At 61.0% G+C, this 19,268-nt stretch carries 20 protein-coding genes and 1 tRNA gene; 15 read left to right on the plus strand and 6 right to left on the minus strand.

Annotated elements, in window-relative coordinates; all coding sequences use genetic code 11:
• Positions 1 to 213 precede the first annotated feature (213 nt).
• Complete coding sequence (locus NUV89_RS03240; protein WP_017736361.1) at positions 214 to 885, plus strand: response regulator; 672 nt, start codon at positions 214 to 216, stop codon at positions 883 to 885.
• Positions 878 to 2,263, plus strand: coding sequence for a sensor histidine kinase (locus NUV89_RS03245; protein WP_017736360.1), 1,386 nt, complete (start codon positions 878 to 880; stop codon positions 2,261 to 2,263). The genes NUV89_RS03240 and NUV89_RS03245 overlap by 8 nt, the downstream gene beginning before the upstream one ends.
• On the opposite strand, the gene NUV89_RS03250 is transcribed toward NUV89_RS03245, so the two are convergent.
• Both NUV89_RS03250 and NUV89_RS03255 read right to left on the minus strand, forming a co-directional pair.
• A complete protein-coding gene (locus NUV89_RS03250) occupies positions 2,264 to 3,085 on the minus strand; it encodes an HDOD domain-containing protein (protein ID WP_257780275.1) in 822 nt (273 codons plus the stop codon).
• A 36-nt stretch (positions 3,086 to 3,121) separates the two neighbouring features.
• A complete protein-coding gene (locus NUV89_RS03255) occupies positions 3,122 to 4,063 on the minus strand; it encodes a folate-binding protein YgfZ (RefSeq protein ID WP_257780276.1) in 942 nt (313 codons plus the stop codon).
• Positions 4,064 to 4,203: 140 nt separating this feature from the next.
• On the opposite strand from NUV89_RS03255, the gene NUV89_RS03260 reads away from it, so the two are divergent.
• Both NUV89_RS03260 and NUV89_RS03265 read left to right on the plus strand, forming a co-directional pair.
• A complete protein-coding gene (locus tag NUV89_RS03260; RefSeq protein WP_017736358.1) occupies positions 4,204 to 4,458 on the plus strand; it encodes a succinate dehydrogenase assembly factor 2 in 255 nt (84 codons plus the stop codon).
• The gene (locus NUV89_RS03265) at positions 4,442 to 4,888 is read left to right on the plus strand and encodes a protein YgfX (RefSeq protein ID WP_257780277.1); all 447 of its coding nucleotides are present in this window, start codon (positions 4,442 to 4,444) and stop codon (positions 4,886 to 4,888) included. The genes NUV89_RS03260 and NUV89_RS03265 overlap by 17 nt, the downstream gene beginning before the upstream one ends.
• On the opposite strand, the gene nadB is transcribed toward NUV89_RS03265, so the two are convergent.
• A complete protein-coding gene (gene nadB, locus NUV89_RS03270; protein WP_257780278.1) occupies positions 4,857 to 6,473 on the minus strand; it encodes an L-aspartate oxidase in 1,617 nt (538 codons plus the stop codon). The genes NUV89_RS03265 and nadB overlap by 32 nt on opposite strands.
• Before the next feature lie 463 nt (positions 6,474 to 6,936).
• Here nadB and rpoE point away from each other — a divergent pair, with 463 nt between their 5' ends.
• The 4 genes from rpoE to NUV89_RS03290 all read left to right on the plus strand — a co-directional run bounded on the left by rpoE (position 6,937) and on the right by NUV89_RS03290 (position 10,788).
• Positions 6,937 to 7,518 (plus strand): RNA polymerase sigma factor RpoE, encoded by a 582-nt coding sequence (gene rpoE, locus NUV89_RS03275; protein WP_003172477.1) that lies wholly within the window; start codon positions 6,937 to 6,939, stop codon positions 7,516 to 7,518.
• Between the two features lie 32 nt (positions 7,519 to 7,550).
• Positions 7,551 to 8,138, plus strand: coding sequence for a sigma-E factor negative regulatory protein (locus NUV89_RS03280; protein ID WP_016975168.1), 588 nt, complete (start codon positions 7,551 to 7,553; stop codon positions 8,136 to 8,138).
• A gap of 15 nt (positions 8,139 to 8,153) precedes the next feature.
• Positions 8,154 to 9,116, plus strand: a complete 963-nt coding sequence (locus NUV89_RS03285; RefSeq protein WP_257780279.1) for a MucB/RseB C-terminal domain-containing protein — start codon at positions 8,154 to 8,156, stop codon at positions 9,114 to 9,116.
• Between the two features lie 235 nt (positions 9,117 to 9,351).
• Entirely contained in the window at positions 9,352 to 10,788 is a 1,437-nt protein-coding gene (locus NUV89_RS03290; protein ID WP_257780280.1) for a DegQ family serine endoprotease, read from the plus strand.
• A 67-nt stretch (positions 10,789 to 10,855) separates the two neighbouring features.
• Here NUV89_RS03290 and NUV89_RS03295 read toward each other — a convergent pair whose 3' ends face one another.
• Entirely contained in the window at positions 10,856 to 12,289 is a 1,434-nt protein-coding gene (locus NUV89_RS03295; protein WP_017736335.1) for a M48 family metalloprotease, read from the minus strand.
• Positions 12,290 to 12,384: 95 nt separating this feature from the next.
• Between NUV89_RS03295 and NUV89_RS03300 the strand changes: the two genes are divergently transcribed.
• Both NUV89_RS03300 and NUV89_RS03305 read left to right on the plus strand, forming a co-directional pair.
• Positions 12,385 to 12,624: a sulfurtransferase TusA family protein gene (locus NUV89_RS03300; protein WP_064451315.1), complete on the plus strand. Its 240-nt coding sequence runs from the start codon at positions 12,385 to 12,387 to the stop codon at positions 12,622 to 12,624.
• 31 nt (positions 12,625 to 12,655) lie between these two features.
• Entirely contained in the window at positions 12,656 to 13,726 is a 1,071-nt protein-coding gene (locus NUV89_RS03305; protein ID WP_124525840.1) for an AI-2E family transporter, read from the plus strand.
• 110 nt (positions 13,727 to 13,836) lie between these two features.
• Here NUV89_RS03305 and NUV89_RS03310 read toward each other — a convergent pair whose 3' ends face one another.
• Both NUV89_RS03310 and NUV89_RS03315 read right to left on the minus strand, forming a co-directional pair.
• Entirely contained in the window at positions 13,837 to 14,310 is a 474-nt protein-coding gene (locus NUV89_RS03310) for a peroxiredoxin (RefSeq protein WP_257780281.1), read from the minus strand.
• A gap of 10 nt (positions 14,311 to 14,320) precedes the next feature.
• A complete protein-coding gene (locus tag NUV89_RS03315; RefSeq protein WP_003189463.1) occupies positions 14,321 to 14,881 on the minus strand; it encodes a glycine cleavage system protein R in 561 nt (186 codons plus the stop codon).
• Positions 14,882 to 15,154: 273 nt separating this feature from the next.
• Here NUV89_RS03315 and dapA point away from each other — a divergent pair, with 273 nt between their 5' ends.
• The 5 genes from dapA (at position 15,155) to NUV89_RS03340 (ending at position 18,844) form a co-directional block, all read left to right on the plus strand.
• Positions 15,155 to 16,033 carry a 4-hydroxy-tetrahydrodipicolinate synthase gene (dapA, locus tag NUV89_RS03320; protein WP_017736332.1) on the plus strand — a complete coding sequence of 293 codons (879 nt, stop codon included), beginning with the start codon at positions 15,155 to 15,157 and terminating at the stop codon, positions 16,031 to 16,033.
• A gap of 17 nt (positions 16,034 to 16,050) precedes the next feature.
• Positions 16,051 to 17,166 (plus strand): outer membrane protein assembly factor BamC, encoded by a 1,116-nt coding sequence (gene bamC / locus NUV89_RS03325; RefSeq protein WP_017736331.1) that lies wholly within the window; start codon positions 16,051 to 16,053, stop codon positions 17,164 to 17,166.
• A 4-nt stretch (positions 17,167 to 17,170) separates the two neighbouring features.
• A complete protein-coding gene (locus NUV89_RS03330; RefSeq protein ID WP_257780282.1) occupies positions 17,171 to 17,929 on the plus strand; it encodes an MBL fold metallo-hydrolase in 759 nt (252 codons plus the stop codon).
• Between the two features lie 27 nt (positions 17,930 to 17,956).
• Positions 17,957 to 18,670, plus strand: a complete 714-nt coding sequence (gene purC / locus NUV89_RS03335; protein ID WP_003172493.1) for a phosphoribosylaminoimidazolesuccinocarboxamide synthase — start codon at positions 17,957 to 17,959, stop codon at positions 18,668 to 18,670.
• 84 nt (positions 18,671 to 18,754) lie between these two features.
• Positions 18,755 to 18,844: transfer RNA gene (locus NUV89_RS03340), tRNA-Ser, on the plus strand.
• The last annotated feature ends 424 nt before the right edge of the window (positions 18,845 to 19,268 follow it).

Genomic DNA, 19,268 nt, shown 5'->3' on the forward strand with positions numbered 1-19,268 from the left:
CTTATTTTGACGAAAACGCTTCAAGGCGTTTTTCGAGTGCTGCGGCTCAGGCAGCGCGGTGGGCATAGACCACCGTGATTGGATGCTAAAGGGCGAAGCTTTCACTAACCTTTCAATGGCCTTTCAATGTTTTCGGGCTTCACAGGGCAGGTTGCGCCTGTAAACTGCCCGCCAAAGCGTGGCGTCGCCCACTCCTGAACGAGGTACAAATCCATGCGTGTCCTGTTGGTTGAAGACCACCTGCAACTCGCCGAAAGTGTCGCCCAGGCGCTCAAGAGCACGGGTTTGACCGTCGATGTGTTGCACGATGGGGTGGCCGCGGACCTGGCCTTGAGCAGCGAGGAGTACGCCGCCGCGATCCTGGATGTGGGCTTGCCGCGCATGGACGGTTTCGAGGTGCTGGCGCGCTTGCGGGCACGTGGGAAAAATCTGCCGGTGCTGATGTTGACCGCGCGCAGTGACGTGAAAGACCGTGTGCACGGGCTGAACCTCGGTGCTGACGATTACCTGGCCAAACCTTTCGAGCTGACTGAGCTGGAAGCCCGGGTCAAGGCGCTGCTGCGACGCAGCGTGTTGGGCGGCGAGCGCCAGCAGACGTGCGGGGTGCTGGTCTACGACCTCGACACCCGCCGCTTCACTGTGGGCGGCGAGCTGATGACGTTGACGTCCCGCGAGCAAGCGGTGCTGGAAGCGCTGATTGCGCGGCCGGGGCGGGTCATGAGCAAAGAGCAACTGGCGTCCCAGGTGTTCGGCCTGGATGAAGAAGCCAGCCCCGATGCGATCGAAATCTACGTGCACCGCCTGCGCAAGAAACTCGACGGCCAACCGATTGCCATCGTGACCTTCCGTGGCCTCGGTTATCTGTTGGAAGCGCGCGATGCATAAACCCAGCAGTCTGCGCTGGCGCCTGCTGTGGAACCTGGCGCTGTTGCTGGTGTTGCTGATGCTCGCCAGCGGCATGAGTGCCTACTGGAACGGGCGCGAGGCGGCGGACACCGCCTACGACCGCACCTTGCTCGCCTCGGCGCGGACCATCGCCGCCGGGTTGACCCAGGTCGATGGCACCCTCAGCGCCAACGTGCCGTATGTGGCGCTGGATACCTTCGCCTACGACAGCGCCGGGCGCATTTACTACCAGGTCAATGACATTGATCAGAAGCTGATCTCCGGCTACGAAAACCTCCCCGGCCCGCCGCCCGGTACGCCGCGCACCGATGACTATCCGGCGTTGGCGCGCTTTTACGACGCGGTGTATCAGGGCCAGCCGGTGCGTGTGGTCAGCCTGCTCAAGGCGGTTTCCGAGCCGAACATGAACGGCATGGCGGAAATCCGCGTGGCTGAAACCGACGAAGCGCGCGTCAGCATGGCCCGCAGCCTGATGGCCGACACCTTGCTGCGCCTGGGCATGCTCGCGGTGGGCGCCTTGCTGCTGGTGTGGTTCGCCGTGAGCGCGGCGTTGCGCCCGCTGGAGCGCTTGCGCACCGCGGTGGAAGAACGCCAGCCCGACGACCTGCGGCCGTTGCCGCTGGTGGAAGTGCAGCATGAGTTCGGCCCGCTGGTGCGCTCCCTCAATCACTTTACCGAGCGCCTGCGCGGTCAGTTCGAGCGCCAGGCACAGTTTATTGCCGACGCCGCCCACGAACTGCGCACGCCGTTGGCCGCGCTGAAGGCCCGTCTCGAACTGGGCCTGCGTGCCGAAGACCCGCCGACCTGGCGCAGCACCCTGGAAAGCGCCGCCCAAGGCACCGATCGCCTGACCCACCTGGCCAATCAACTGTTGTCCCTGGCGCGTATCGAAAACGGCGCGCGGGCGATTGCCGAGGGCGGCGCGCAGTTGCTCGACCTTAGCCAACTGGCGCGGGAATTGGGCATGGCCATGGCGCCCTTGGCCCACGCGCGTGGCGTGGCGTTGGCGTTGGAAGCCGACGAGCCGGTGTGGCTGCGCGGCGAACCGACGTTGTTGAACGAGCTGTTGAGCAACCTGGTGGACAACGCCCTGGCGCACACACCACCGGGCGGCAATGTGATCTTGCGGGTCACGGCGCCGGCGGTGCTGGAAGTGGAAGATGATGGCCCGGGCATCCCGCTGGATGAGCGCGACCGGGTGTTCGAGCGCTTCTACCGGCGTAGCCAGCAGGGCCTGGGGTCGGGCCTGGGGCTGGCGATTGTCGGCGAGATCTGCCGCGCGCACCTGGCGCAGATCAGCCTGCACGATGGCGAACGGGCGGGGTTGAAGGTGCGGGTGAGCTTTATCGCCGGCTAATCAGTAAAACATCGAGCGTGCTTCATCCAGCTCGGCGCGCAGGGCTTCGCTGTAGGGGTCGACCCGCAGCTTCTTGAGTGCCGGCAGGGTGGCGGCCGAGACATTCGCCAAGGGATGGTCGGTGCCGCGATAGCAATACAGCACGGCGATTTGCACCAGGTCGATGTAGTCGAGGGTAGGGGAGTCGCGCTCCATGTCCAGGTACTGCCCCGGCAGGTTGGCCAGCATCTCCGGGAAATCCCAGCCGCGCAGCAGCTTGTCGCCGAGCAGCGGGTGGATGCTGTCGATCACATGGTTGAGTGCCACTGGGTCCGACAGCAGTTCGTAGTGGTCTTCGGCATAGGTCAGGATCGGCAGCACGCCAATCTGATGCACCAGGCCGCCCAGGGCTGCCTGGTCCGGCTTGAGCTGGCTGTGGCTGCGGCACAACGCATAGCTGACGCCCGCCACTTCGAGGCTGCGGCGCCAGACATCGCGCATCTTCTGTTCGACCGCTTCGGAGCGGGCGTGGAAGATCTGTTCCATCACCAGGCCGATGGCCAGGTTGCTGCTGTAGTTGGTGCCCAGCCGGGTGATGGCGGTGTGCAGGTCGGTGACTTCCTGGGTCGCGCGCAACAACGGGCTGTTCACCACTTTGATTAGGCGTGCCGACAGTGCGGTGTCGCGCCCGATCACTTTGCTCAAGTGGCTGATGCTGATTTCCGGGTCTTCAGCGGCCTGACGAATTTTCAGCGCCACTTCCGGTAATGTCGGCAGAACCAGGTCATCGTTGTCGATGGCCGTAATCAAAGCCTGTTGGACTTTTTCCGCCAGCTTGTTCATTCATGATCTCTAGGGTGTTGCAAAAAGGTACGGCGACTAACGCTGGATCTCTCGATCACGGTCGAGCGTGTAAGGCAGGTCAAGCAGGTGCAAACCGGGGCCTTCCAGGGTGCCGAGGTGCACATCGCCATTGTCGGCTGCTTCGGCTTGCAACACGGCCAAAAGTTCAACCGCCTGGTCAGCTTTTGCCGCGATCACCACTTCGCCGATCGCGCTGTTATGGCTGGGGGAAAACAGCGGGGTGCCTGGCTCAGGCAATTCAGCCCCATCGAGGCTCAAGCGGTACAGGCGACGCTTGAGCTTGCCCAGGTACTGCATGCGCGCGACGATTTCCTGGCCGGTGTAGCAGCCTTTCTTGAAGCTCACGCCGCCGATGGCCTGCAGGTTGAGCATCTGCGGGATGAACAGCTCGCGGGTTTGCGCCATGACCTGGCCGATGCCGGCGCGGATCTGGCCCAGCAGCCATTCGTTCAGATCGGTTTCTTTAAGCTGCGCAGTCAATTGGCTGAGTACGGCCTCGGCCTGTTCGACGGGCACCCAGAGTTCGGCGCGGCCGGGCGACACTCGGATGGCGATCAAGTGTTCGTTGCGTACAACGCTGTCGGTGTCGACGGGTAGTTCAAGGCCCAGGCCGGCCAGCGCATGATCCGCATCCATCAGGCCAAAACGCACCCAGGCGGCGCTTTCGTCGGTGAGTTTGGATTTGGAGAACACGGCGTACTTCTTCAGGTCGGCCAGTTGCGGTTCCAGCAGTTCGCTGGCCATGGCCAGTAACACGCCGTCACCTTGCAGCAGGATGCGGAAGCTCGACTGCATGCGCCCTTTTTGCGTGCAGCGCGCGCCGAGGCTGGCCTGGGTGTCGCTCAGGTAATTGAGGTTGCAGGTCAGTTGCCCTTGCAGGAACTTGGCAGCGTCGGCGCCGCGGACGGCGAGAACGCCTTCGTGGGACAGGGGGCAGAAGAAAGCGGAGTCAGCCATGGGTCATCGCAGGTCAAAAAGTCATGGGTGCATCATAGAGGGGCGCCCGGCAAATGGATAGTTTCCGTATGGGGCGACCAAAGCCGACTGTTCCGGTGCGGCCGGGCCTGTATACTTGCCGCCTATTTGAGGAGCGCTCCATGGTCGAAGATGTAGAAATCAATCGCCTCTACTGGCACAGCCGTCGCGGCATGCTGGAGCTGGACGTGTTGCTGGTGCCTTTCACCAAAGAGGTCTACGCGACGCTCGACAAGGTGGACCGCGACCTCTACGTCCGGCTGCTGACGTGCGAAGACCAGGACATGTTCGGCTGGTTCATGGAACGCGCCGAATCGGAAGACCCTGAGTTGCAGCGCATGGTTCGGATGATCCTGGATCGTGTCCAGCCCAAGTAATACCTTTGAATGCCGCTGGCAGGCCTCACGGCTGTTGCTGGCGGCGTATCTCCTTGCCCAGCTGTTCGCGCTGGGCGCGCTGTTGTCCCTCGACCTGCCTTATTCAAGCCTCGGCGTGCTGGTGTGCCTGGCGCATGCTGCCTGGGTTTTGCCACGCCATGTGCTGCTGACTCACCGTTCGTCGGTCCGTGGTCTGCGCCGCGATGAAAGCGGCTGGCAGTTGTGGAGCGTCGCGCGTGGCTGGCACGGCGTGCAGTTGCGTCCCGACAGCCTGGCATTGCCGTTGATCGTGGTGCTGCGTTACCGGGTGCCGGGGGATTGGCGGGTGCGTTCGATCTGTGTGCCCAGGGATGCGCAGGCTGCCGATCTGCATCGGCGCCTGCGGGTGCGCTTGAAGTTCAGTCGCCGTAGGTGGTTGGCACCAGAATAGTGTCGCGGGCCTCGGGCAGCATGTCCGGGTAGTCGAGGGTGTAATGCAGGCCGCGGCTTTCCTTGCGTTCCATGGCGGAGCGGATCATCAGTTCCGCCACTTGGGCCAGGTTGCGCAACTCGATCAGGTCGCGGCTGACTTTATAGTTGCTGTAGAACTCGTCGATCTCATCCAGAAGCAGCCGCACGCGGTGTTGCGCGCGTTGCAGGCGCTTGTTGGTGCGCACGATCCCCACGTAGTCCCACATGAACCGCCGCAGCTCGTCCCAGTTGTGGGCGATGATTACGTCTTCGTCCGAGTCGGTGACCTGGCTCGCGTCCCAGCGGGGCAGGGCGACTGGCACGGCGATGCGCGGCAGTTGTTCGAGGATGTCCGCCGCTGCCGAACGGGCGTAGACGAAGCATTCGAGCAGCGAATTGCTGGCCATGCGGTTGGCGCCGTGCAGGCCGGTGAAGCTGGTTTCGCCAATCGCATACAGGCCGGGCACGTCGGTGCGGCCGTGTTGATCGACCATCACGCCGCCGCAGGTGTAGTGCGCGGCCGGGACCACGGGGATCGGGCCTTTGGTGATGTCGATGTTGAAGGCCAGGCAGCGCTCGTAGACCGTCGGGAAGTGCGTCTTGATGAAGGCTTCGGGCTTGTGGCTGATGTCCAGGTAGACGCAGTCGATGCCCAGGCGCTTCATTTCATGGTCGATGGCGCGGGCGACGATGTCCCGTGGCGCCAGTTCGGCGCGGGGGTCGAAGCGCTGCATGAAGCGCTCGCCGTTCGGCAGTTTCAGGTGGGCGCCTTCGCCGCGCAGGGCTTCGGTGATGAGGAAGCTCTTGGCCTGCGGGTGATAGAGGCAGGTCGGGTGGAACTGGTTGAATTCCAGGTTGGCCACCCGGCAGCCCGAACGCCAGGCCATGGCGATGCCGTCGCCGCAGGCGCCGTCCGGGTTGCTGGTATAGAGGTAGACCTTCGCGGCGCCGCCTGAGGCGAGGATGGTGAAACGTGCGCCGTAGGTGTCGACTTCGCCGCTGCCGCGGTTGAGCACGTAGGCGCCAAGGCAGCGCTCGCCGTCCAGGCCCAGGCGTTTTTCGGTGATTAGGTCGACGGCGACGCGTTGCTCCAGCAGTTCGATGTTGGGGCGTTGGCGGGCTTGTTCGAGCAGGGTCTTGAAGATGGCGGCGCCGGTGGCGTCGGCGGCGTGGATGATGCGGCGGTGGCTGTGGCCGCCCTCACGGGTCAGGTGGAACTCGAAACCACCATCGTCGCTGCCGGCGTGTTCATCGCGGGTGAACGGCACGCCCTGGTCGATCAGCCATTGGATGGCCTCGCGGCTGTGCTCGACGGTGAAGCGCACGGCGTCTTCGTTGCACAGGCCGCCGCCGGCGTTGAGGGTGTCTTCGACGTGGGATTGCACCGTGTCAGTGTCGTCCAGCACGGCGGCGACGCCGCCCTGGGCCCAGAATGTCGAGCCGTTGGCCAGGTTGCCTTTGCTCAGTACGGCAATTCGCAGGTGGCTGGGGAGGGTCAGCGCCAGGCTCAAGCCGGCCGCGCCGCTACCGATCACCAGAACATCGTGTTGAAACTGTTGGCTCATTTGAAGGATTCCGCAAAAAGCGATCCAAAGGGCTGGCGCAAACAGGACGCCTGGATCGGCGAATCAAAGGGTCACACGGCCTACTAGTATATAGAGGGGCTGAGCGGCACAATAGCCGGGCATTCGTGGCAATGTGAGATTACGGTGCACGGCGTGGGTAAAATCGGCCGGTTATTGAAGTGGGAACTTTTTGCATAAGCCCCGACTCAATAGCAGGTTGCCCGAAAGCTGGGAAAACGTTGAGTTTATTGGCCCGTCGGGAGCATTGGACGCGTCAGAAAACCGGCGACAAGATTATTCGCGCAGTCGGCGTTGCCCGTGCTGCGTTTTTCGTGTGTGCCAAATCAGTGCATGCCGGAAACTTGCTTTGAGGGGGAGAACTTTTGCGAAAAGTCCTAGTCTATGTTTGCAAGCCTGATCGTTTAGTTATGCAAGCCTCCTTCAAGCACAACGAGGAGTGTTCATGCTAACCCAGGAAGAGGATCAGCAGCTGGTCGAGCGCGTTCAACGCGGCGACAAGCGCGCATTTGATCTGCTAGTGCTGAAATACCAGCACAAAATTCTCGGGTTGATCGTGCGGTTTGTGCACGACACCCATGAAGCGCAGGACGTTGCACAGGAAGCCTTTATCAAGGCGTACCGTGCACTTGGCAATTTCCGCGGTGACAGTGCGTTTTATACGTGGCTGTACCGCATCGCCATCAACACGGCGAAGAACTATCTGGTGTCTCGCGGACGCCGCCCACCGGATAGCGATGTTAGTTCAGAAGATGCTGAATTCTACGATGGTGATCACGGCCTCAAAGATCTCGAGTCGCCGGAGCGTGCATTGCTGCGCGACGAGATCGAAGGCACCGTTCATCGCACCATTCAGCAACTGCCAGAAGATTTGCGTACGGCGTTAACTTTACGTGAATTCGACGGTCTGAGTTACGAAGACATTGCGAGCGTCATGCAGTGTCCGGTGGGGACTGTACGGTCACGGATCTTCCGGGCCCGGGAAGCCATCGATAAAGCCTTGCAACCGTTGTTGCAGGAAAACTAAAGACAGCGGCGACAGCCAAGAGAGGAACCGCCATGAGTCGTGATGCCCTGCAGGAATCGCTGTCCGCAGTGATGGATAACGAAGCGGATGAACTGGAACTTCGTCGAGTGCTCAACGCATTTGATGATGCCGAAACCCGTGATACCTGGTCTCGTTACCAAGTCGCTCGGGCGGTGATGCACAAGGATCTACTAATCCCTCGTCTGGATATTGCTGCGGCCGTTTCTGCCGCACTGGCTGATGAAGCCGTTCCGGCAAAAGCTGCTCGTGGTCCATGGCGTAGCCTGGGTCGCCTGGCAGTCGCTGCCTCGGTGACCGTTGCTGTATTGGCCGGTGTTCGCCTGTACAACCAGGACGAAATCGCCGGCGCCGAACTGGCCCAGCAGACTCAGCAGCCGGTGATGGCTGGACCCCAGGTCAAAGGCCCAGCAGTATTGGCCGGCTACAAGGAAAGCTCTGACACCACCGGCCCGATGGCCAATGGTGTTCTGCAAGGGCAATCCGGCTGGCAGGACCAGCGTCTTCCAGGCTACCTGCGCCAACACGCTCAGGAATCAGCTCTGAAAGGCACTGAAACCGCTCTGCCTTATGCTCGCGCAGCAAGCCTGGAAAACCGCTAATCCGTAAGGAGCTTTATGCGCGCCATACCGCTCCTTACGCTTTTGCTCAGTAGTTGGTTTGCACTCCCCGCCCACGCCGATGAAGCCCAAGACTGGCTGACTCGACTTGGGCGTGCAGAGCAGCAGCAAAGCTTTCAAGGTACGTTCGTCTACGAGCGCAACGGCAGTTTTTCTACCCATGACATCTGGCATCGCGTCCAGGACGGTCAGGTCCGTGAGCGGCTCTTGCAGCTCGATGGCTCTGCCCAGGAAGTCGTGCGGTTGGATGGCCGTACCCAGTGTGTCAGCGGCGCCCTTGTCGCAGGCCTTGGCAATTCGCGTGATGCTCCGTCACGTGCGCTTGATCCGCAAAAACTCAATGAATTCTATGATCTGGCCGTCATCGGTAAATCCCGCGTGGCCGGTCGTAATGCAGTGATCGTATCGATCACGCCGCGTGACCAATACCGTTATGGCTTCGAGCTGCATCTGGACCGTGAAACTGCCTTGCCGCTCAAGTCCCTGTTGCTCAATGACCAGGGGCAATTGCTGGAGCGTTTCCAGTTCACGCGCTTGAACACGTCGGCCGTGCCTGATGATCGCGATTTGCAGCCCAGCAGCGAATGCACGCCCATTGCCGCAGCCAGCGGTAACGCGCCAGAAGTCGCGTCAACCGAGCACTGGCATCTGGAATGGTTGCCGCCAGGTTTTCAACTGACCAACAGCAGTGCCCGCAAAGACATCCAGACAAAAGCCACAGTCGACAGCCTGATGTATGAAGACGGCCTGGCGCGTTTCTCGGTGTTCCTTGAGCCGATCAACGACGCAAGCGTGACTGAAACCCGCACCCAGCTGGGCCCTACGGTTGCCGTCTCCCGCCGCCTGAATACGGTGGATGGCGAGATGATGGTGACGGTTGTTGGCGAAATCCCCATCGGTACCGCCGAACGCATCGCGCTATCCGTGCGCGGTGAAAAAAACACCAGCGCCCAGCCGTGAGTTGTTAATCCTATGTTCATCCTGAGCTTTCACTGTGGAGCCCATGCCGGGTCGGTTGCCGAGAGCATGAAATGAATGGATCAGCATTTTCACTTGCAAAAATCCCCCATGTTTTTTATAGGTCAGGGCTTGTCGGCCCTGGCCTTGCTTTGTTCGCGGAACAAAAATGTCGGTCGCAGTTTTCGGCGTTTCTTGAACCCTGTCGCTCAACCCTGCTCGTCGTAACGGGAGCTGTATGTCGATACCACGTTTGAAGTCTTATCTATCCATCGTCGCCACGGTATTGGTGCTGGGCCAGGCCTTGCCTGCGCAAGCGGCCGAGCTGCCTGACTTCACCCAATTGGTTGAACAGGCCTCGCCTGCGGTGGTGAACATCAGTACCACGCAGAAACTGCCGGATCGCAAAGTCTCCAACCAGCAGATGCCAGACCTGGAAGGCCTGCCGCCGATGCTGCGCGAGTTCTTCGAGCGCGGCATGCCGCAACAGCGTTCCCCACGCGGTGGCGGTGGCCAGCGTGAGGCCCAGTCCCTGGGCTCGGGTTTCATCATCTCGCCGGATGGCTACATCCTCACCAACAACCACGTGATTGCCGACGCTGACGAGATCCTCGTTCGCCTGGCCGATCGCAGTGAGCTGAAAGCCAAGCTGGTGGGCACTGACCCGCGCTCCGACGTGGCCTTGCTGAAGATCGAAGGCAAAGACCTGCCCGTGCTGAAACTGGGTAAATCCCAGGACTTGAAAGCCGGGCAGTGGGTGGTCGCCATCGGTTCGCCGTTTGGCTTTGACCACACCGTGACCCAAGGCATCGTCAGCGCCATTGGCCGCAGTCTGCCGAACGAGAACTACGTGCCGTTCATCCAGACCGACGTGCCGATCAACCCGGGCAACTCCGGTGGTCCGCTGTTCAACCTCGCCGGCGAAGTGGTGGGGATCAACTCGCAGATCTACACCCGTTCCGGTGGCTTCATGGGCGTGTCGTTCGCCATCCCTATCGATGTGGCCATGGACGTTTCCAACCAGCTGAAAAGCGGTGGCAAGGTCAGCCGTGGCTGGTTGGGCGTGGTGATCCAGGAAGTGAACAAGGATCTGGCTGAGTCGTTTGGCCTCGACAAGCCAGCCGGTGCCCTGGTTGCACAGATCCAGGACGACGGTCCTGCGGCCAAAGGTGGTCTGCAGGTGGGTGACGTGATCCTGACCATGAACGGCCAGCCGATTGTCATGTCGGCGGATCTGCCCCATCTGGTCGGCGCACTCAAGGCCGGCAGCAAGGCCAAGCTGGAAGTGATTCGCGAAGGCAAGCGCCAGACCGTTGAGCTGACTGTTGGTGCCATCCCTGAGGAAGGCGCCACGCTGGATGCCCTGGGTAACGCCAAGCCGGGCGCCGAGCGCAGCAGCAACCGCCTGGGTATTGCCGTGGTGGAGCTGACGGCTGAGCAGAAGAAGAGCTTCGACCTCAAGAGTGGCGTGGTGATCAAGGAAGTGCAGGACGGCCCTGCTTCCCTGATCGGCCTGCAGCCAGGTGACGTCATCACTCACCTGAACAATCAGGCGATCGACAGCACCAAGCAATTCACCGACATCGCCAAGGCGCTGCCGAAGAATCGCTCGGTGTCGATGCGTGTGTTGCGTCAGGGACGTGCCAGCTTCATTACCTTCAAGCTGGCCGAGTAATCCGCTAGCCCAATAAAAAGCCCCGCCTTCGGTTAACGAAGGCGGGGCTTTTTTGTGGGCGATGGGTTTAGCTCATCATCCCTTTCACCAGGCGTTCCTGTTCGATCAGCTCACGCTGGCGCGCGTCGATGCGTGACGACAGCGGAAAGTTGCTGCCCGCCCTGCGCTTGGCGAAGTCCAGCTGTTGAATGGCCTGCTGGAAGTCGCCCACCAGTGCAAAGTACTCGGCGCGTGCCTGGTGCAGGCCGATGATATTGCCGGACAGTCCGCGCGTTTCGGCGACCTGATACCAGACATCGGGATCATCGGGACGGGATTTAAGCAGGCCGTCCAAGGCCTTCTCCGCCTCGGCGGTGCGGTTCTGCTTGAGCAGCAGGTCAACCCGGATCTGATTCAGCGGGTAATTGCCGGGATACTGGGTCAGCATTCGATCGGTACGCTGCTGGGCATCGGGCAGATGGTTGTTGTCGATTTCCAGCTGGATCAGCGCCAGGTTGTAAGTAATGTCGTTCGGCGCCTTGGCAAGCAGCGCCGTCAGGTTCTCCCGCGCTTGTTTGAACTGGGAGCCTTTGATCTGAGCAATGGCCAGGCCGTAGCGCGCCACATCGTTTTTCGGGTTCTCGTCCAATTGCGCCTGGAACCGTTTGGCGGCTAGGCCTGAGGTGTCTTCGTACTGCAACTGTACCCGTGCGCGGATCAGTTGATAGCGCAGGCTGTCTTCCTTGCCGCCAGGCTTGGCTTGCTCGGCGCGGTTGCGGGTGTCGGCGATCCGCGATTCGGTCACCGGGTGCGTCAGCAGGAATTCCGGCGGCTTGGCGTCAAAGCGGTATTGGCGCCCCAAACGTTCGAACATGGACGGCATGGAGCGTGGGTCGTAGCCGGCCTTTTCCAGGTTGAGGATGCCGATGCGGTCAGCCTCTTGCTCGTTCTGGCGCGAAAAGCGGCGTTGTTCCTGGATGGCGGCGGCCTGGGTGCCGGCAATCGCGGCAATGCCGGCGTCGCCTGCACCGGCGGCAGCGGCGATGATGCCACCGAGCAGGGCGGCCATCATCGGGATTTGCATGCGCTGTTGTGCTTCCACGCCGCGTGCGAAGTGGCGTTGCGACAGGTGAGCCAATTCGTGGGCCAGTACCGAGGCGTATTCCCCCTCGGTCTGTGCGTTGAGGAACAGGCCGCCGTTGACCCCGACGATCCCGCCTGGCGCCGCAAAGGCGTTGAGTTGCGGGCTGTTTATCAGGATGAACTCCAGGCGCCGGTCATTGACCTGGCTGGTCTCCACCAGTTTGTAGACGCTGGTTTCGACGTAATCCTTGAGTTGCGGGTCGTTGAGCTGTGAGACCTGGCCGCGCAGGTAGGCCAGCCACGCACGGCCCAGTTGGTATTCCTGTTGTGGCGAGACAATGGCAGAACTGGCGTCGCCAAGTGACGGCAGGTCGTCAGCGAAGCCTGGGGAGGCCAGCAGGCAAGCCAGCGTCAGCAGGGTGGGGCGCAAAAAAGTCATGCACAGAGCCTTTCGACAAAGAGCTTACTGTAGCCGGACACTGAGCTTCGGACCAGATATTCTAAGCAGCCCAAACGGATGCCCGGAGTAAAACCATGACCGACGCTGTAGCCTTCGATGCCGAACTCGATGCCAGCGGCCTCAATTGCCCGTTGCCCTTGCTCAAGGCCAAGCTGGAACTCAATCGCTTGGCCAGCGGCGCAGTGCTCAAGGTCATCGCCACGGACGCAGGCTCCCAACGTGATTTCCGGACGTTTGCCAGGTTGGCCGGTCATACCCTGTTGCACGAAGAAGACGCCGCCGGTGTGTACCGTTACTGGTTGCGCAAGGCCTGAAAAAATAGCCCCACCACGCCGAGGTTGATTGATGTTCAAAGTGTTACGAGACTGGATTCAGCGCTACTTCTCCGATGAAGAAGCGGTGGTGCTGGCGGTCCTGCTGTTCCTTGCCTTTACGGCGGTGCTCACCTTGGGCGGCATGCTGGCGCCGGTATTGGCGGGGATGGTGCTGGCCTACCTGATGCAGGGCCTGGTCACCACCCTGGAGCGTTTGCGCTTGCCGGGCGGCGCGGCGGTGGGGCTGGTGTTCGCGTTGTTCATGGGGCTGTTGGTGCTGTTTATCGTGGTGGTGCTGCCGTTGCTGTGGCACCAACTAATCACCCTGTTCAATGAACTGCCCGGCATGCTCGCCAAGTGGCAGTCGTTGTTGCTGCTGTTGCCGGAGCGTTACCCGCACCTGGTGTCGGATGAGCAGGTGTTGCAGGCCATTGAAGTGGCGCGCGGCGAGATCGGAAAGTTCGGGCAATGGGCGCTGACCTTTTCCCTGTCCAGCTTGCCGTTGCTGGTGAACATCATGATCTACCTGGTGCTGGTGCCGATCCTGGTGTTTTTCTTCCTCAAGGACCGCGCCATGATCGGGCGCTGGGTACGCGGCTACCTGCCGCGCGAACGGGCGTTGATTACCCGAGTGGCTGAGGAAATGAACCGGCAGATCGCCAACTACATCCGTGGCAAGGTCATCGAAATCATCATCTGCGGCGGCGTGACCTACATCGCCTTCATCGCCCTGGACCTGAACTACGCCGCGCTGCTGGCCTTGCTGGTGGGGTTGTCGGTGGTGGTGCCCTATGTGGGCGCGGTGGTGGTGACGGTGCCGGTGACGTTGATCGCGCTATTCCAGTGGGGTTGGAGCGACCAGTTCATCTACCTGATGGCGGTCTACGGGATTATCCAGACCCTGGACGGCAACGTGCTCGTGCCCTTGCTGTTCTCGGAGGCGGTCAACCTGCACCCGGTGGCGATCATTTGCGCGGTGTTGTTGTTCGGCGGGTTGTGGGGATTCTGGGGGGTGTTCTTTGCGATCCCCCTGGCGACGCTGTTCAAGGCGGTGCTGGATGCGTGGCCACGGCAAGAACCCGTGGTAGCACCCCTGCTGTAACGGTAGGGCACTCCGTGGCGAGGGAGCTTGCTCCCGCTGGGCTGCGCAGCAGCCCCAAAAAAGCCGGGAGCGCTTCGCACTCCAGCGGGAGCAGGCTCCCTCGCCACAATTTATGCCTTGTTCAGCGCCTGGGCTGCTGCCAGAACAGCATCCACGTGGCCCGGCACTTTCACACCGCGCCATTCCTGACGCAGCACGCCATCCTTATCGATCAGGAACGTGCTGCGGTCCACGCCCAGGTATTCCTTGCCATACAGCTTCTTCAGCTTGATCACATCAAACAGCTGGCAAACCGCTTCGTCCTTGTCGCTGATCAGCTCGAAGGGGAACTCCTGCTTGGCCTTGAAGTTCTCGTGGGACTTCACGCTGTCCCGCGACACGCCAAACACTTCAGTATTGGCCGCCTTGAATGCCGCGTACCTGTCGCGGAAACCCTGGCCTTCGGTGGTGCAGCCCGGCGTGCTGTCCTTCGGGTAGAAGTAGATCACCACTTGCTTGCCCTTGAGGGCGGCGAGGCTGAAGGTCTGGCCGCTGGTGGCCTGGGCTTCGAAATCGGCTACGGGTGTGTCGATGACAACCGGCATGGAGCGTTCCTTACATTGGGTTCTGAGGGCGCCAAGGCTCGATCAGTGCGTCGAGGTTCAGCGCATCGGCGAAGTCCAGGAACTGATCGCGCAACCAGCTGATCTGCACACCGGCCGGCAAGGTGACGGTGAACGTCGCATTGAGCATGGTGCCGCCGGTTTGTGGCGCCTGGTAGGTGTCGCAGGTCAGGTTCTCCAGTTCGACGTTATGGTCGATAAAGAACTGGCACAGCTCGTTGACGATGTCCGAGCGGTAGGCCGAGCTGACATAGGCCACATAGGGCAGGGCCTGCGGGCGGTTTTCCAGGGCGGCGCTGCGCACCACGTTGACGGTGAAATCGTGTTTCTTGGCCAGGCCAGGCAGGCCGGTTTCCAGGCGCGCCAGGGCGTCCCAGGAACCGGAGATCTGCAAGACCAGTGCACTGCACTCGCCGTGGCGGGTCAGGCGGGAGGTCACGACGGCGCAGCGGTTCTCATGGCTGGCGCGGCACAGGACGTTGGTCAGCTCCATGGGGTTGGCGCCGAGGGCACTGATAACAAGGAATTGTTCGCGAACTGTGGGGGTGGACATGCAGCCTTCCTAAAGCGATGAGCGGTCGATACCGCGTGGGCTGTATCGATCAAAGGCTGAAGGGTAGCGAAAAGCGCAGCCAAGGGCTAGGAGGTGGCGTTTTCATTGCGTGAACGGCTGGATTTCGACCCTCTTGAAGGCAGGCTTTGGCCCAATGATGGCATTGCCCGTCGTTAAGTTGCGCCAGAACGCATCCTCAGGCGGTACTTCGCTTGTGCAAGCATCTTGGCGCCAGTACCATTACGGCTCTCTTTTTCCGGCAGGAGCGGTTGCATGATTGCGGGCAGTATGGTGGCACTGGTCACACCCATGGATGCACAAGGTCATCTCGACTGGGACAGCCTGGGCAAACTGGTGGACTTCCACCTGCAAGAAGGCACCAACGCCATTGTGGCCGTCGGCACCACAGGTGAATCGGCCACCCTCGATGTGGAAGAACACATTCAGGTCATCGAATTCGTGGTCAAGCGCGTTGCGGGCCGCATTGCCGTGATCGCCGGTACGGGCGCCAACTCGACGCGTGAAGCGATCGAGCTGACCAAAAACGCCAAGAAGGCCGGCGCCGATGCCTGCCTGCTGGTGACCCCGTACTACAACAAGCCGACCCAGGAAGGCCTGTACCAACACTTCCGCACCATTGCCGAAGCCGTTGATATCCCGCAGATCCTCTACAACGTTCCAGGCCGCACCGCGTGCGACATGCAAGCCGCGACCGTGATCCGCCTGTCCACCGTGCCGAACATCATCGGTATCAAGGAAGCCACCGGCGACCTGCAGCGCGCCAAGGACATCCTGGCCGGTGTGAGCAGCGATTTCCTGCTGTATTCCGGTGACGACGCCACGGCGGTCGAGCTGATCCTGCTGGGCGGCAAGGGCAACATCTCCGTGACCGCCAACGTGGCCCCACGTGCCATGAGCGAAATGTGCGCCGCCGCCATCGCCGGTGACGCCGTGACCGCGCGTGCGATCCACGAGAAGCTGATGCCGCTCAACAAGACACTGTTTATCGAATCCAACCCTATTCCCGTGAAATGGGCGCTGACTGAAATGGGCCTGATGCCGGACGGTATCCGTCTGCCGCTCACCCGTCTCAGTGAAGCCTGTCACGAACCGCTGCGACAGGCCCTGCGCCAGTCCGGCGTCCTGGTTTAATTGAGGAAGCACTACGCATGAAGCGATTGGCCGGACTTTCCGCACTTGCCTTGATTATCTCCAGCACCAGTGGCTGCGGTTGGATCTGGGGCCCGGAAGGCTACTTCCGTGACCGCGGCAGCGATTACCTGGAAGCACAAGCAACCAAACCGATGCAATTGCCGCCGGACGTCAACGTCGCCAAGCGCCTTGACCCGTTGCTGCCGATCCCGCGCAACGTTGCCGACGACACCACCAAGGGTGAGTACGTCGTGCCACGTCCACAGCCGATCTCGGCCGTGGCGGATGCCAGCGACTACAGCCTGCAAAAAAGCGGTGATTCGCGCTGGATCGTAGCGCAGCGTCCACCTGCCGAAGTCTGGCCGGTGGCCGTACAGTTCTTCCAGGACAACGGTTTCCGCATCGACCAGCAGCGCCCGCAGACTGGCGAGTTCACCACGGCATGGCAGCAGGGCAGCGAACTGTCCGCCACCATGGCCAAGCGCCTGCAAGCCGGTGGTGTCGCCGCCGACAGCGAAGCCCGTGTGCGTGTGCGCATCGAGCCAGGCGTGCAGCGTAATACCAGTGAAGTCTACGTGGTCAGCGCCGAGCGTCCTGCCGGCAGCACGGCCAATGTTGATTTCACCAACCGTTCGGTCAACACCGGTGTCGACTCGGCATTGGTTGACGAGATGCTGGCCAGCATGAGCCGTATCTCCGAGAAGGGCGGTTCGGTTTCCCTGCTCGCCGCGCGTGACTACGACACCCCGAGCCGTGTCAGCCTCACCGAAGACGGCAGCGGCAACGTGGTGCTGAACCTCGGCGAAGACCTCGACCGTGCCTGGGCCAGCGTAGGTCGCGCCCTGGAGCAGGGCCCTTGGCGTGTTGAAGACATCAACCGCAGCCTGGGCCTCTACTACATCAACGTGGCCGAAAAGGCCGAGCGTAAAGACGACGAGCCAGGTTTCTTCGGCAAGCTGTTCGGCAGCAAGCCGACCAAGGAAGAAGTCGAGACCCGCGCCGAGCGCTACCAGGTTCGTTTGAGCAAGGTTGGCGAAAGCGTGCAAGTCACCGTCGAGAAAAACATCAATACCGTCGCGCCAGCTGAAACAGCGCGCAAAGTGTTGGGTGTGATTCAGGACAACCTGGGCTGATCCGATGCGTTTTGCCGTTCTCGGCAGCGGTAGCCAAGGGAACGGCACGCTGGTCGCACATGACGACACGTATGTGCTGGTGGATTGTGGTTTCTCCTTGAAAGAGACCGAGCGACGCCTGCTGCGCCTGGGGGTTCACCCCGCGCAGCTGAGCGCGATACTGGTGACCCACGAACATGCCGACCACGTGCATGGCGTGGGTTTGCTGTCTCGGCGCTACAATCTTCCGGTGTACCTCAGTCGCGGCACCTTGCGCGGGATGCGCAAACCCATAGAACCCGCAGGTTTCCTGGCCGGTGGTGAGCAACTGCAAATCGGTGCCTTGAGCATTGATGTGATTGCCGTCGCCCACGATGCCCATGAACCGACGCAGTATGTCTTCAGTGGCGGAGAGCGACGTTTCGGCGTGCTTACCGACCTGGGTTCCTACTGTTCCAAGGTACTGGACGGTTACCGTGACCTCGATGCGTTGATGATCGAGTCCAACCACTGTCGAGACCTGCTGGCGCGTGGTCATTACCCGCGCTTTCTCAAGCAACGGGTTGGCGGCGAACTGGGACATTTGAACAACCACCAGGCGGCGTACCTGGTGTACGAGTTGGGCTGGCAAGACCTGCAACACCTGGTCCTGGCCCACTTGAGCAGCAAGAACAACCTGCCGACGCTTGCCCGGCAATGTTTTGTCGACACCCTCGGGTGCGACCCGGACTGGCTGCAACTGGCCGATCAAGATTCAGGGCTCGACTGGCGACACATCGCCTAGCCCACCTCACTCAAAGCGGAGCCCATCATGGAAAAACGTGAAGAACTCTACCGCGGCAAAGCCAAGTCGGTGTACAAGACCGACGACGCCAACCGCCTGATCCTGCTGTTTCGCAACGACACCTCGGCGTTCGACGGCAAGCGCATCGAACAGCTGGACCGCAAGGGCATGGTGAACAACAAGTTCAACGCCTTCATCATGCAGAAACTCGAAGAGGCCGGTATTCCGACCCAATTCGACAAACTGCTGGGCGACAACGAGTGCCTGGTGAAGAAGCTCGACATGATCCCGGTCGAATGCGTCGTGCGTAACTACGCCGCCGGCAGCCTGGTCAAGCGCCTGGGCGTGGAAGAGGGCCTCAAGCTCAATCCTTACACGTTCGAACTGTTCCTGAAGGACGACGCCAAGGGCGACCCGTTCATCAACGAATCCCACGTCGTGGCGTTCGGTTGGGGCACCGCTGAGCAACTGGCGCGCATGAAGGAATTGTCCCTCAAGGTCAACGACGTGCTGAGCAAGCTGTTCGACGACGCCGGCCTGCTGCTGGTGGACTTCAAACTCGAATTCGGCGTATTCCACGACGGCTCCATCGTCCTGGGCGACGAATTCAGCCCGGACGGCTGCCGCCTGTGGGACAAGGACACCAAGAAGAAGATGGACAAAGACCGCTTCCGCCAAGGCCTCGGTGACGTCATCGAAGCTTACGAAGAAGTCGCCAATCGTCTCGGCGTACCGCTTTAATCGACGCAAGCATCTGATAGCACGGAAAAAAATCTCGTTTCGAGCTTTGCTTTCCTGAACCACGCTGTTATGATGCGCGCCGTTGGAGAGATGCCAGAGTGGCCGAATGGGACGGATTCGAAATCCGTTGTACCTTCACCGGTACCTAGGGTTCGAATCCCTATCTCTCCGCCATTACATAGAAAAAGCCCCGTAGCTGAATAAGCTACGGGGCTTTTTTGTTGATCGTTCCCACGCTCCGCGTGGGAACGCCTCTTGGGACGCTCCGCGTCCCGCCAGGCAGCGCCAGACTCAGGCCCTGCGCAATGGTGACGCAGAGCGTCACAGTGAGCATTCCCACGCAGAGCATGGGAACGATCAATCTATTTCTTGTCCCTAGGCTTTGCCGAAGGCTTTTTATCCGTTTCCTTCACCGTTTCCCTCGGTCGCTTCTTGGCCTCTCCCTCTGTCACATATTCCCCTGTAACCGCGTCACGATACTTTGTTGGCATACAAGCTCCTTATTAGCCTGTCGCCACGTCGGCGACTCTTTCGAGGCTAGCCCAGGGGCTTGAGTGCACAAGCTTCATCCTGCGGATTCTTATTACGACGTTTTTCC

The sequence above is a fragment of the Pseudomonas sp. 18.1.10 genome (assembly GCF_024655625.1).
Lineage (GTDB): Bacteria > Pseudomonadota > Gammaproteobacteria > Pseudomonadales > Pseudomonadaceae > Aquipseudomonas.

What these genes read in the sequence shown, in the direction of transcription:
- rpoE (WP_003172477.1), top strand. Translation starts at nt 6,937, where the DNA reads ATGCTAACCCAGGAAGAGGATCAGCAGCTGGTCGAGCGCGTTCAACGC.
- NUV89_RS03255 (WP_257780276.1), bottom strand. Translation starts at nt 4,063, where the DNA reads ATGGCTGACTCCGCTTTCTTCTGCCCCCTGTCCCACGAAGGCGTTCTC.
- NUV89_RS03250 (WP_257780275.1), bottom strand. Translation starts at nt 3,085, where the DNA reads ATGAACAAGCTGGCGGAAAAAGTCCAACAGGCTTTGATTACGGCCATC.
- NUV89_RS03280 (WP_016975168.1), top strand. Translation starts at nt 7,551, where the DNA reads ATGAGTCGTGATGCCCTGCAGGAATCGCTGTCCGCAGTGATGGATAAC.
- NUV89_RS03245 (WP_017736360.1), top strand. Translation starts at nt 878, where the DNA reads ATGCATAAACCCAGCAGTCTGCGCTGGCGCCTGCTGTGGAACCTGGCG.
- NUV89_RS03290 (WP_257780280.1), top strand. Translation starts at nt 9,352, where the DNA reads ATGTCGATACCACGTTTGAAGTCTTATCTATCCATCGTCGCCACGGTA.
- NUV89_RS03260 (WP_017736358.1), top strand. Translation starts at nt 4,204, where the DNA reads ATGGTCGAAGATGTAGAAATCAATCGCCTCTACTGGCACAGCCGTCGC.
- NUV89_RS03305 (WP_124525840.1), top strand. Translation starts at nt 12,656, where the DNA reads ATGTTCAAAGTGTTACGAGACTGGATTCAGCGCTACTTCTCCGATGAA.
- nadB (WP_257780278.1), bottom strand. Translation starts at nt 6,473, where the DNA reads ATGAGCCAACAGTTTCAACACGATGTTCTGGTGATCGGTAGCGGCGCG.
- purC (WP_003172493.1), top strand. Translation starts at nt 17,957, where the DNA reads ATGGAAAAACGTGAAGAACTCTACCGCGGCAAAGCCAAGTCGGTGTAC.
- NUV89_RS03300 (WP_064451315.1), top strand. Translation starts at nt 12,385, where the DNA reads ATGACCGACGCTGTAGCCTTCGATGCCGAACTCGATGCCAGCGGCCTC.
- dapA (WP_017736332.1), top strand. Translation starts at nt 15,155, where the DNA reads ATGATTGCGGGCAGTATGGTGGCACTGGTCACACCCATGGATGCACAA.
- NUV89_RS03295 (WP_017736335.1), bottom strand. Translation starts at nt 12,289, where the DNA reads ATGACTTTTTTGCGCCCCACCCTGCTGACGCTGGCTTGCCTGCTGGCC.
- NUV89_RS03330 (WP_257780282.1), top strand. Translation starts at nt 17,171, where the DNA reads ATGCGTTTTGCCGTTCTCGGCAGCGGTAGCCAAGGGAACGGCACGCTG.
- NUV89_RS03315 (WP_003189463.1), bottom strand. Translation starts at nt 14,881, where the DNA reads ATGTCCACCCCCACAGTTCGCGAACAATTCCTTGTTATCAGTGCCCTC.
- NUV89_RS03310 (WP_257780281.1), bottom strand. Translation starts at nt 14,310, where the DNA reads ATGCCGGTTGTCATCGACACACCCGTAGCCGATTTCGAAGCCCAGGCC.
- NUV89_RS03240 (WP_017736361.1), top strand. Translation starts at nt 214, where the DNA reads ATGCGTGTCCTGTTGGTTGAAGACCACCTGCAACTCGCCGAAAGTGTC.
- bamC (WP_017736331.1), top strand. Translation starts at nt 16,051, where the DNA reads ATGAAGCGATTGGCCGGACTTTCCGCACTTGCCTTGATTATCTCCAGC.
- NUV89_RS03285 (WP_257780279.1), top strand. Translation starts at nt 8,154, where the DNA reads ATGCGCGCCATACCGCTCCTTACGCTTTTGCTCAGTAGTTGGTTTGCA.